Genomic DNA, 11876 nt, shown 5'->3' with positions numbered 1-11876 from the left:
GCAATGAAAGTCCTATTTCTGGTGCAGAAGGAACAACGGGCGATTCTCGATCGCCTGTACGATGGCGTGGCCGCCCATTGCGACTGCGACCTGCGTTGGCTTACCGACCAGGACCAGCGTGACCTGCGACGCTATTTCAAGCGCGAAGTGGACGTCACGCGCTACGACCGCATCGTGTTCTTCCTGCGTTTCAAGCAGGAGATCCGTCAGGTCGCGTTCATCCGCAGCGTGCCCAACCTGGTGATCCTCGAGCACGACGCCTACCAGAACTACATCCCCTGCAAGTACACCGGCAAGTTCAGCGAGCACTATCGGCAACTGCCGTGGGCGCGGGTGATCAGCTCCGGCTACATGGTCAGCGAGCGCCTGCGCCAGGAAGGGTTCGACGCGGTGTTCGTGCCCAAGGGATACGACGAGCAGTTGTTGACCGATCAGGGCCGTGAGCGCGATATCGAACTGGCGTTCGTCGGCAGTACCAAGAGCGTTGCCTATAGCGGTCGCAAGGCGCTGCTGGATGAGTTGGGGCAAGTGGAGAACCTGGTCGTTACCCGTACCAAGTCGGGCGAGGATTACTGCAACACACTCAACCGTATCCGCTTCTTCGTCAGCGCCGATGTCGGCATGGGCGAGTACATGATCAAGAACTTCGAGGCGATGGCCTGCGGTTGCGTGCTGCTGGCCTACGACCAAGGCAATGAGGAAAACCGTGCGCTGGGCCTTGTGGACATGCACAACGTGGTGCTGTACGACAGCATTCCGGCACTGCAGGCCAAGCTGCGGCAGTTGCGCGAGGCCCCGGCGCTGGCGGCGCGCATCGCCGCCAATGGCCGTGCGCTGGCGACCTCTGGCTTCAGTTTCGCCGAGGTCGGTCGAAGCATTGTCGAGCATATGAAGCCTGCGCTGCGCCCGCATCCACCGTTGACCGCCTGGCAGCGTTTGCGCTTGCGCCTCGGCTTCTGAGGCGTTGCGGCTCCAGCAAGTGACTGGTTTCAGGATTTATCGAAATTTCAGAGAGGCGTGAAGCCGTTGAATATCCTCAACGTGATGTGGTCGGGCGGGGCGCCTTTCTCATCCATCCACAGCGTTCATCGGCAGGTGCTGGCGCATGCTTGTGCGGGAGCCCAGGTGCATAATTGGCTGTTGCTGGGTGATGGTCTGTGCAGCGGTGTGGGGCAGGTGCGCAATTGGCATTTGCCCGCTCGGGTTCTCAAGGGGCGACTGCCTCATCGCCTGACCTTGGCCTGGGTTCGCTGGCGTCTGCGTCGCGCGCTGAGAGATGTGGCGCCTGATGTCTTGTTGATCGACGGCTTAGGCGTGGCGCGGCTGTTGCTGCCCCTGATGCAGCATTTTCCTGAAGTGAGAATCTCCGTCCTGTTTCATGGCGCGACCCGTTTGACCGGGCGTGACATTGCTTTGTTTCGCCGGTTTCCCATCGAGCGCCTGAGGGTCGCTGCCGTCTCCGCTACGCTCGCCGGCGCGCTCGAACTGGATCTGGGACGCCCGGTACGTACCTTGCGCGTGGCGCTCGACCCCGAGGCATTCGGCAGTCAGTTGCCGAGTCGGGCCGAGGCGAGGCGCGGGTTGGGCCTCGCGTCCCAGGCGTCGGCCCCCGTGCTGGGTGCTGTCGGGCGGTTGGTCGAGAGCAAAGGATTCGAACTGCTGATCGAGGCTTTCGCCAAGGCAAACGCAGCGCAGCCCGGCATGCAACTGGCGATTTTGGGCGATGGCCCGCTGCGAGGAAAACTGGAGGCTCGGGTCAGGTCACTCGGCGTGGGTGACAGCGTACGCCTCTATGGTCATCGCAAGGACTCGACACGTTTGTATCCGGCATTCGACTGGTTGTTCGTGCCTTCCCATGCCGAGGGGCTGGGGTTGGTGGTTCAGGAGGCCGTGCTGTCCAGGGTGCCTGTGGTCTGCAGCGACTTGCCGGTGTTCCGCGAGCAGTTGGGCGAGAGCGGATGCTACCTTCCCGTTGGCGATGAGCACGCTTGGACCGCTGCCATGAGCGACTGTCACCAGTGGAACGCCGAGGCAAAGGCGTCCGAACAATGGAAAGCCCTGGCCCCGGATGAGGGTTGGCAGGCCTTCAAGGCTGGCTCGGCTGGCCTGCTGGAGCGCTGACGGTCATTGACTGGTCAAGGCTGTCTGGAATTGCTCGAGGGGAAATGTACTGGCGAGGGGTTCCCGTTCGATGTAGCGGACCATGTGCTGCACGTTGCGTTGCACCAATCGCGACGACAACGGCGCACGCAGGAAGCGCATGTCGGCCACGTCGATCAGCCCCAGCAACCCTTCGGGGGTTTCAACCACGTTGCCCAGATGCAATGAACGGAAGTAGATCCCTGCGCGATGCAGGCGATGGATCAGCTCGATGAGGCGGGGCAGTTCCCGCTCCCAGCTGAAACCAGGGGTGCGTGACAATTGCAACAATGTTTGACCCGGCAAGGGACGGTAAAGTACCGCGGTGCGTCCCGGCAGTGGCAGCTTGTGGTGGCTGAGCACTTCCAGGGTCGGGAAGCCTGCCAGGGTCAGGCGCGCGGCATTGTCGATGAAGCGCTGCGAGTAAGGGCGCAGCAGCGCAGATGAAATAAGGCGTTTGCGACGGAAAACCTTGAGAATATTTCCATCCTCAAGCAGGTAGACTTTGGCGCCATGGCTATCTGCCTCGAGCACCTTGGCACCGAGTGTCATGTAGTCGAATTCGACCTGGGAGAGCCGGGAGCAATGCATGTGATTAGAGCCTTGTCTTAAGAGCAGGCAAAATGACCGGCAATAATGCCGAAAATTATCTGTCAGCACCATGTTGGTGTATTTGTGTTTCACCGGGGGAAAGGGATGTTGTACGAGAAAAGCTGGGCGAAGGCTTGGCTGGCAACGGGTTTTGTCTGGTTTTTGGCGGCGGTGGCGTTGGCGCCAACCAACAAGTTGTACCAACAGGGCATGATCCTGTTTCTGTGGTTGCCCACCCTGGGGTTGGCGTGGTCCGCCAGGCGGGTGTTCCTTCAGGCCTGGTGTCGACAGCCGGCATTGTGGATCGGTATCGCTGCATTGCTGATCTGGAGCGCTGTGACGCTGTTTTGGTCGGCTGCTGAAGACGGTGTACGCGAAGCCAAGCGGCTGCTGTACATCCTGCTGTTTCTAATGGCCTTTCCGCTGCTGGGAAGCATGGGGCTATCAGCTGCCTGGCGCCTGCTGCAGCTAGGCGGTGCCCTGTTGGCGGTAGCCGCGTTGATTTCGATCGTGGAGTTTTACGGAGTATCTGGCCAGCCATTGGTCGAGCGTCTGGCCGGCATTGGTGAGATTTCCCATCCGATTCTAGGCGCCTATGTCATTGCCGCCGCTATCCTGTGGATGCTGTATGCCTGCCCGCGTCACCGTGGTCTGCAACTGGCCTGGGCACTGGGGCTGGGCTGCCTGGGGGCGTTCGTGATTCTCAGCCAGAGCCGAGGCGCCGCATTGGCGTTGGTTGCGACGGTCATCCTGGGTGTTCTGTGGCACCGTGATCGTGCCAGCCAGTGCTTCGCGCTGTTGGCCACTTTGGCGACGGGGGCGGCGTTCTACCTGATGTACGACTTGATCATGGCGCGCGGTTCCTCCTATCGCCCAGAAATCTTCGTGTCGTCCATGCACATGATCGCCGAGCATCCGCTCACTGGACTGGGGCTTGGCGCCTACTACCGCGTTGAGGCGCTTGGCGAGCTGTTCGAGCATACGCACAACATGTTCACCCATGTCGCCGTGGAGCTGGGTTTGCCGGGCATGCTGCTGTGGCTGGCGGTCTGGTTGTTCACCCTGGGCGAGATCGTCCGCGCCCGGCACACGGCCTTTGGCAAGGCTCTGCTTGGCCTCTGGGTGTTTTCCACCCTGGCCATGCAGTTCGACGCCGCCAGCCTGACCGCCACCCCGCGCGCCGAGTGGTTCATCAGCTGGTTGCCGGTGGGCCTGGCGATGTTGTTGCCATGGGCAGATGACCAGAATCGACGCTGTGGTAAAATCGCCGGTTCAATCTGAACAGCGAGCTCGATGATGGCCGAAACACCGCTACCGGCGGAGAACACCTCCAGCCTGAAGATCTACTTCAGGCTGCTGAGCTACGTGAAACCCTACATCGGCATCTTCCTGCTGAGCATCGTGGGGTTCGTGATCTTCGCCTCGACCCAGCCGATGCTGGCCGGGATCCTCAAGTATTTCGTCGACGGCCTGAGCAACCCCCAGGCCGTTCTCTTCCCCGACGTGCCCTACCTGCGAGACTTGCAACTGCTGCAGGCGGTGCCGCTGCTGATCATCCTCATCGCCGCCTGGCAGGGGCTGGGATCGTTCCTCGGCAACTACTTCCTGGCCAAAGTGTCGCTGTGCCTGGTGCATGACCTGCGTGTGGAGCTGTTCAACAAGCTGCTGGTCCTGCCCAATCGCTATTTCGACAACCACAACTCCGGCCACCTGATTTCGCGCATCACCTTCAACGTGACCATGGTCACCGGTGCCGCCACCGATGCGATCAAAGTGGTGATCCGTGAAGGACTGACGGTGGTGTTCCTGTTCGTCTACCTGCTGTGGATGAACTGGAAGCTGACCCTGGTCATGCTGGCGATCCTGCCGGTGATCGCCGTGATGGTAAGCACCGCCAGCAAGAAATTCCGCAAGCAGAGCAAGAAGATCCAAGTGGCCATGGGGGATGTGACGCACGTTGCCTCCGAGACCATCCAGGGTTATCGGGTGGTGCGCAGTTTCGGCGGTGAGCGTTACGAGGAGCAGCGCTTCAGCCAGGCCAGCCAGAGCAACACCGACAAGCAGCTGCGTATGACCAAGACCGGCGCGTTGTACACGCCGCTGCTGCAACTGGTGATCTATACCGCCATGGCCACGCTGATGTTCCTGGTGCTGTTCCTGCGAGGGGACGCGTCAGCGGGTGATTTGGTGGCCTACATCACCGCCGCCGGCTTGCTGCCCAAGCCGATCCGCCAGCTATCGGAAGTCAGCTCGACCATTCAGAAGGGCCTGGCGGGCGCCGAGAGCATATTCGAGCAACTGGACGAAGAGCCCGAAGTGGACAAAGGCACTGTGGAGAAGGAACGAGTGCAGGGCCGCCTTGAGGTTCGCAACCTCAGCTTCACCTACCCGGGCACCGAGCGCCAGGTGCTTAGCGACATCAGCTTCACCGCCGAGCCGGGCCAGATGATCGCCCTGGTTGGCCGGTCGGGTAGCGGCAAGTCGACGCTGGCGGCGCTGATTCCGCGTTTCTACCATCACAGCGAAGGGCAGATCCTGCTCGATGGCGTGGAGATCGAGGACTATCGCCTGCGTAACCTGCGTCGGCATGTGTCCCAGGTCACTCAGCACGTCACGTTGTTCAACGACACCGTGGCCAACAACATTGCCTATGGCGATCTGGCTGGGGCCCCTCGGGCCGACATCGAGGCCGCCGCCGCCGATGCCTACGCCAAGGAGTTCGTCGAGCAACTGCCCAAAGGCTTCGATACTGAGGTCGGGGAAAACGGCGTGCTGTTGTCCGGCGGCCAGCGCCAGCGCCTGGCGATAGCGCGTGCCCTGCTGAAGAACGCGCCGTTGCTGATTCTGGACGAGGCGACCTCGGCGCTCGACACCGAGTCCGAGCGGCATATCCAGGCGGCCCTTGACCATGTCATGCAGGGACGCACCACGCTGGTCATTGCGCACCGACTGTCGACCATCGAGAAGGCGGACATGATCCTGGTCATGGACCAGGGCCGTCTGGTGGAGCGCGGTACTCATGCAGCGCTGCTAGAGGCCAATGGCTATTATGCCCGCCTGCACGCGATGGGGCTGGATGCGCCAGAAAACGCCGATATCACTTGAAGTTCCTGAGATCGGGGCCGGCAAGGCCCCGATTGTCACTGCAGTTTTCCACAGCGAAGCTGGCCGTAAAGCCCTCCTCAACCCTGTGCTAATATCCTGCCCCTGTTCACTTTTCCAATAATGGGTTGCCCATGAAGTTGTCCATGCCGCGTTTCGATCAAGCCCCGGTACTGGTGGTCGGCGATGTCATGCTCGACCGCTACTGGCATGGCGGTACTTCGCGTATATCGCCTGAGGCGCCGGTGCCGGTGGTCAAGGTCGATCAGATCGAGGATCGCCCCGGCGGCGCTGCCAACGTGGCCTTGAACATCGCCGCGCTCGGTGCCCCAGCCGCGTTGGTCGGTGTCACTGGCCAGGACGAGGCCGCCGATAGCCTGACCAACAGCCTGCAGGCCGCAGGCGTACGCTCGATCTTCCAGCGCATCGCCCATCAGCCGACCATCGTCAAGCTGCGGGTCATGAGCCGCCACCAGCAGTTGCTGCGCATCGATTTCGAAGAACCCTTCGCCACCGACCCGCTGTCGCTAGGTGCGGAAGTGGATGGGTTGCTCGAAGGCGTCAAGGTGCTGGTACTGTCCGACTACGGCAAGGGCGCACTGAAGAACCACCAATCGCTGATCCAGGCCGCCCGCGGCAAAGGCATCCCGGTGCTGGCCGACCCTAAGGGCAAGGATTTTTCGATCTATCGCGGCGCCAGCCTGATCACCCCGAACCTCAGCGAGTTCGAGACCATCGTCGGCCGTTGCGCCGACGAGGCCGAACTGGTGGCCAAGGGCCTGAAGCTGCTCGAAGAGCTGGACCTGGGCGCGCTGCTGGTGACCCGTGGCGAGCACGGCATGACCTTGCTGCGTATCGGCCACCCGGCGCTGCACCTGCCGGCCCGAGCCCGTGAGGTGTTCGACGTCACCGGTGCCGGCGATACAGTGATTTCGACCCTTGCTGCCGCCATTGCCGCTGGCGAAGACCTGCCTCACGCGGTCGCCCTGGCCAACCTGGCCGCCGGTATCGTAGTCGGCAAATTGGGTACCGCGGCTATCAGCGCCCCCGAACTGCGCCGCGCGATCCAGCGTGAGGAAGGCTCCGAGCGCGGTGTGTTGGGCTTGGAGCAGCTGCTGCTGGCCATCGATGACGCCAGGGCGCACAACGAGAAGATCGTCTTCACCAATGGCTGCTTCGACATCCTGCACGCAGGTCATGTGACCTACCTGGAGCAGGCCCGTGCCCAGGGCGACCGCCTGATTGTCGCGATCAACGACGATGCGTCGGTCAGCCGCCTGAAAGGCCCGGGGCGCCCGATCAACAGCGTCGATCGGCGCATGGCCGTGCTGGCCGGGCTCGGTGCGGTGGACTGGGTCATCAGCTTCCCCGAGGACACCCCCGAAAACCTGCTGCGCCAGGTCAAGCCGGATGTGCTGGTCAAGGGCGGCGACTACGGTATCGACCAGGTGGTCGGCGCCGATATCGTCAAGGCCTATGGCGGTACGGTAAAGGTGTTGGGCCTGGTGGAGAACAGCTCGACCACGGCGATCGTCGAGAAGATTCGTAAGCACTGACTCAGCTGCAATCGCGGGGCAAGCCCGCTGCCAAGATACTCGTGGCTGTGGGCTTGCCCCGCGCTCATTTGTGCAGCGTGTCCCGCGCCCGCTCCAGTAATGCCCGGGCCTTGTCACTGAAGCGCTCCAGGTGCGAAGCCGGTTCACGCTTGTGTTCTACCAAGCCCTGGCGTTTCAACCAGTCCTTCCAGCGTATCCGCTCTTCGCGTACCACCCAGCCTTCCTGCTGCGCAAAGCTCTCGGCCAGCCATAGGCCGCGCGTGCTTGCCGGTAGCAACTGGTCCTTCCTCAGTGTGAACAGCTCCGCCACGGGCTGGCCGTCCTTCAACGGCATCAGGTAAAGGTCTGGTCGCTTGCGATCGAGCCGTGCCACCAGTTGGTCGCCTTCGAGCCTCTCGTCGACATGGAACAGGCTCAGTGACTTGGCCTCTTTTGGCACCTGCAGACGCAGGTCGTAGATCAACTGCAACGATGCGGTGGGCAGGTGCACGTAGGCCCGTGGTCGCTCCAACAGGATCAGCCTGGCGCAATGCACCGGGCGGGCGGCACCGGACTCGGGCGTAAGCACGAACGGCAGCGCTTCTCGGTAGTGCAGGGCGTCGGCATAGGGCGCCGGTAGCCAGGTGTCGTTGAAACGTCCGCCAAGCCAGCCTTCAGGAGTTTCCAGCAGGCACTCCTCGGCCACTTCCTGGATCGCCGTGTGCAGCGGCAGGTTCAGCTCATGGGCCGGTACATAGCCGGAAATCAGCTTGAGCACCACATCGCCACGGTCCTGTCGGCGCTGGCGCACCAGCACCCAGTAGTCGCGGCCCTGCCAGTGCAGGGTCAGGCGCACCGATACGCCGAGGTTGGCCAGTTCGGCCACGAAATGCTCGGGGTCGGCGACCTGAATGGCCTTGCGCCGCTGCAGGGTCTGGGCAAAGTTCAGCGGCATACCAATGCTCTGGTAGGTCAGGCCATCGGGAGTGGCCTCGACATGCAGCGGCAGGGTCTTGAAATTGCTCGGATTCTTGCGGATCAGCGTACGCGGCACGAGGCTCCTCCTTGCGTTGGGCCCCCGCCCGGGCGGCTCAGGGCCGACCCAGGATGCGGGCGACGGTGGCCACGTTGTGGGCCAGATGCACTGGGTTGATGGTGCCGACGATGGCACTGCATACGCCGGGGTGGGCAAACAGCAACTCGAAGCTGGCCTGCACCGGATCGATACCCGGAGCCAGGCAGATATGGCCGCTGGCCAGGGCTTTCTTCACCAGGATGGCCTTGCCGTGTTCGGCAGCGTAGTCGAGCACGGGCCGCTCCGCCTGCTCGTTGAGGTTGTAGGTGACCATGGCGCAATCACCCCGTTCCAGGGCCTTCAGGCCACCTGCGGCGGTCTTGCCGGAGAAACCGTAGCCGAGGATCTTGCCCTCGCGCTTGAGCGCGGCCAGGGTTTCATACACCCCCTCCTGCTCGAGGATCGCCAGGTCGTTGCCATCGGAGTGCACCAGCACTAGCTCGATGCGGTCGGTCTCCAGGCGCTTGAGGCTGCGTTCGACCGAGCGACGGGTATGGGCGGCGCTGAAATCGAAATGCGACTGGCCATCCTCGAACTCTTCCCCGACCTTGCTGACGATTACCCATTGCTCGCGTTGGCCGCGCAGCAACGGGCCGAGGCGCTCCTCGCTGCGGCCATAGGCCGGGGCGGTGTCGATCAGGTTGATGCCCAGCTCGCGGGCTTGCGCGAGCAACAGGCGCGCGGCCTCGTCATCGGGGATGGTGAAGCCGTTGGGGTATTTGACGCCTTGGTCGCGGCCCAGCTTGACCGTGCCCAGGCCCAGTGGCGATACCCGCAGGCCGGTGCTGCCCAAGGGGCGGTGGTGATCGTGCAGGGTTGGCAGGCTCATGGCAGCAGTTGCTCCCAGGCAGGCAGCGCCAGCGGTGGGCGGGGGAGGTCGGTGAGGTTCGGCTGGCTCGCCGGGCGGATACCGTCACGTTCGAAGCTGGCCAGCACGCGATCGGCGAAGTCCGGCGCCAGGGCCAGCTTGGTCGGCCAACCGACCAGCAGGCGCTGCTGGTCGGCAAGGAAAGCGTTGTCCGGGCGCACCAGGCCCGATTGCGCGGGCTCGGCGCGATCGACGCGCAGGGTGGCCCAGCGCACCAGGCTCTGATCGACCCAAGGCAACAGGCTGGCGACCTCCTTCTGCGCCGCGGCGATCTGCGCAGCGGGCTCACGGGCAACGCCGTCGGCTTCGGCGATATCGCCACCCAGGTACCACACCCATTGGCCGTCGGCGGCGGGGTGGGTGGTCACGGTGATGCGCGGCTTGGGGCCACCGCCCAGGCAGTGGGCATACAGGGGCTTGAGGTTGGGCCCCTTGGCCAGGACCATGTGCAGCGGGCGACGCTGCATGGCCGGCTGGTTCAGCCCCAGGGCGTGCAGCAGGTCTGCGGTGCCGCCACCGGCGCTGAGGACGATGCGCTGGGCGCGGATCTCGCGGCCATCGACCACCAGGCCTGCCAGATCTTCGCCGTCGCGCAGCGGTTCGATACGCTCGCCGGCCAGCAGGCTGTCACCCGCGAGCTGCGCGAGGTTGGCCAGCAGGCTGGGTACGTCGATGACCAGTTCGGCCAGGCGGTAGACCTTGCCCTTGAAGGCGCGGTCCTGCAGGGCCGGCGGCAGTTGCTCGCCCTTGACCTGGTCGACTCGACCGCGCACGGCCTTGCTGGCGAAGAAGCTGGTGAGGTTGCCGGCCAGGGTGCCGGGGGACCAGAGGTAATGGGCCTCGGACAGCAGGCGGGTGCCGCTCAGGTCCAGCTCGCCGTTGCCGGCCAGCGCTTCGCGCCAGCGCCGCGGCATGTCGGCGATGGCTTCGGAGGCGCCGGTCAGCGCCCCGTGCAGGGCGTACTTGGTGCCTCCGTGGATGATGCCTTGCGACTTGATGGTCTGCTCGCCACCGAGGCTGGCGCGTTCCACCAGTACCGTCGAGTAGCCCAGGCGGCGCAGCCGGGCATTGAGCCAGAGGCCTGCGACCCCGGCGCCGACGATCAGCACGTCAGTGGTAATGGCAGATGGCATGCGGGCACCTCGAAAACTGGGACAGGTGCGCAGTATACAGGCTGTGGCGTCGTGCTGACCCCTGTGGGAGCCGGCTTGCCGGCGACAGGGCCGCGCAGCGGCCCCATGGGCTCAGGCTCAGTGCCCTGCGGTATTGGAAAACACCTGGATCACTACCACCCCGCCGACGATCATGGCCATACCCACCATCGCCGGCACATCCAGCTTCTGCCCATAGATCACCAGCGCCGCGACGCTGATCAGGACGATCCCCAGCCCCGACCAGATCGCATAGGCGATCCCCACCGGAATGCTGCGTACCACCAGGGTGAGCATCCAGAACGCCACGCCATAGCCGCACACCATCAGCAGCAGCGGCAGAGGCGTACTCAGGCCTTTGACCGCTTTCATGGAAGCAGTGGCGATGACTTCGGCGCAGATGGCGATGGCGAGATAGGTATAGGCGTTCATGGTGCGGGTCCTCCGGTACTGGATGGGCATTCTAGAGGATCTCCGAATGCGGTAAAGTCATTACCTATCTGCTATGGAGATAGGTTGATGATGACCGAGCACTGGAACCTGGAACAACTACGCCTGTTCGTGCGGGCAGCGGAGCTGCGTTCGTTTTCCGCCGTGGCGCGTGAGCAGCACAAGGCGCAGTCGGCGGTGAGCAACGCCATCGCTCTGCTCGAGGCGGACCTGGGCGTGATGCTGTTCGAGCGCAGCAGCGGGCGCCAGCCGCGCCTGACCGAAAGCGGCGCCGCGCTGCTGGAGGACGCCCGCGAGCTGTTGCGCCAGTGCGAGCGTCTGGACGGTCGGGCACTCGCATTGATGCGTGGCCAGGAGGCGCTGCTGCGAGTGGCCCAGGACGAAGCCATGCCCTACCAGCCGGTGATCGACAGCCTCGACGAGTTGGCGGCGCGCTACCCTTACCTGGAAGTGCAACTGGCCAGCGGTGCCCAAGGCGATGTGGCGCGCAAGCTGGTGGAGCGGCGCGCCGACCTGGGCTTGTTCTTCCACCACGAAAGCATCCCGGCCTCGTTGGAGCGGCGCGCCCTGGGCAGTGTCGAGATGGTCACGGTGTGTGCCATCGATCATCCGCTGGCACACCTGGCCAAGGTCAGCCGCCAGCAACTGGCCCGCCACCGCCAGTTGTTGATCACTCCGCAGCAGAGCGGCTACCCGGGCGGTGAGGCGATCAGCCCGCAGGTCTGGCGCGCCGACAGTTTCTACGCCATGGCCGAGTTGTTGATGCGCGGCCTGGGCTGGGCCTGGCTGCCGCGGCATGTAGTGCAGTACCCCACCTACCAGACGCAGATGGTCGAGCTGGACAGCGAGTGGCGCCCGCCGGCACTGGTGGCGGAACTGGCCTGGCGCCGCGACGAGCCCTTAGGCCCTGCGGCGCAGTGGCTGGCCGAGCGCTTCGCAATGCACCTGCGAGCGATTGGCTGACA

11 protein-coding genes are annotated in these 11876 nt (G+C 63.8%); 6 read left to right on the top strand and 5 right to left on the bottom strand.

The features are described from left to right. The first annotated feature begins 3 nt into the window (after positions 1-3). A complete protein-coding gene (locus KSS90_RS23045) occupies positions 4-960 on the top strand; it encodes a glycosyltransferase (protein WP_217867401.1) in 957 nt (318 codons plus the stop codon). A gap of 66 nt (positions 961-1026) precedes the next feature. Further along, positions 1027-2121 (top strand): glycosyltransferase, encoded by a 1095-nt coding sequence (locus tag KSS90_RS23040; RefSeq protein ID WP_217867400.1) that lies wholly within the window; start codon positions 1027-1029, stop codon positions 2119-2121. A gap of 3 nt (positions 2122-2124) precedes the next feature. On the opposite strand, the gene KSS90_RS23035 is transcribed toward KSS90_RS23040, so the two are convergent. Beyond that, positions 2125-2730 (bottom strand): BUD32 family EKC/KEOPS complex subunit, encoded by a 606-nt coding sequence (locus KSS90_RS23035; RefSeq protein WP_217869843.1) that lies wholly within the window; start codon positions 2728-2730, stop codon positions 2125-2127. Between the two features lie 105 nt (positions 2731-2835). Here KSS90_RS23035 and KSS90_RS23030 point away from each other — a divergent pair, with 105 nt between their 5' ends. The 3 genes from KSS90_RS23030 to hldE all read left to right on the top strand — a co-directional run bounded on the left by KSS90_RS23030 (position 2836) and on the right by hldE (position 7388). After that, positions 2836-4011, top strand: coding sequence for an O-antigen ligase family protein (locus tag KSS90_RS23030; RefSeq protein WP_217869842.1), 1176 nt, complete (start codon positions 2836-2838; stop codon positions 4009-4011). 15 nt (positions 4012-4026) lie between these two features. Beyond that, entirely contained in the window at positions 4027-5835 is a 1809-nt protein-coding gene (gene msbA / locus KSS90_RS23025) for a lipid A export permease/ATP-binding protein MsbA (RefSeq protein WP_217867399.1), read from the top strand. A gap of 131 nt (positions 5836-5966) precedes the next feature. Continuing rightward, on the top strand, positions 5967-7388 hold the full coding sequence (hldE, locus tag KSS90_RS23020; RefSeq protein ID WP_217867398.1) for a bifunctional D-glycero-beta-D-manno-heptose-7-phosphate kinase/D-glycero-beta-D-manno-heptose 1-phosphate adenylyltransferase HldE: 1422 nt from the start codon (positions 5967-5969) through the stop codon (positions 7386-7388). Between the two features lie 64 nt (positions 7389-7452). On the opposite strand, the gene KSS90_RS23015 is transcribed toward hldE, so the two are convergent. The 4 genes from KSS90_RS23015 to KSS90_RS23000 form a co-directional block, all read right to left on the bottom strand. Beyond that, positions 7453-8421, bottom strand: a complete 969-nt coding sequence (locus KSS90_RS23015; protein ID WP_217867397.1) for a metal ABC transporter ATPase — start codon at positions 8419-8421, stop codon at positions 7453-7455. A 37-nt stretch (positions 8422-8458) separates the two neighbouring features. After that, positions 8459-9271 (bottom strand): aldo/keto reductase, encoded by an 813-nt coding sequence (locus KSS90_RS23010; protein ID WP_217867396.1) that lies wholly within the window; start codon positions 9269-9271, stop codon positions 8459-8461. Continuing rightward, positions 9268-10443, bottom strand: coding sequence for an NAD(P)/FAD-dependent oxidoreductase (locus tag KSS90_RS23005; RefSeq protein ID WP_217867395.1), 1176 nt, complete (start codon positions 10441-10443; stop codon positions 9268-9270). Before KSS90_RS23005 ends, KSS90_RS23010 begins: the two co-directional genes overlap by 4 nt. A 117-nt stretch (positions 10444-10560) precedes the next feature. Continuing rightward, complete coding sequence (locus KSS90_RS23000; RefSeq protein ID WP_217867394.1) at positions 10561-10893, bottom strand: DMT family transporter; 333 nt, start codon at positions 10891-10893, stop codon at positions 10561-10563. A gap of 90 nt (positions 10894-10983) precedes the next feature. Here KSS90_RS23000 and KSS90_RS22995 point away from each other — a divergent pair, with 90 nt between their 5' ends. Further along, a complete protein-coding gene (locus tag KSS90_RS22995) occupies positions 10984-11874 on the top strand; it encodes a LysR family transcriptional regulator (RefSeq protein ID WP_217869841.1) in 891 nt (296 codons plus the stop codon). Positions 11875-11876: the final 2 nt, after the last annotated feature.

Source organism: Pseudomonas maumuensis (assembly GCF_019139675.1).
Taxonomy (GTDB): Bacteria; Pseudomonadota; Gammaproteobacteria; order Pseudomonadales; family Pseudomonadaceae; genus Aquipseudomonas; species Aquipseudomonas maumuensis.
The sequence above is the reverse complement of the archived record's forward strand: the minus strand, read 5'-3'. Positions and strand labels throughout refer to the sequence as shown.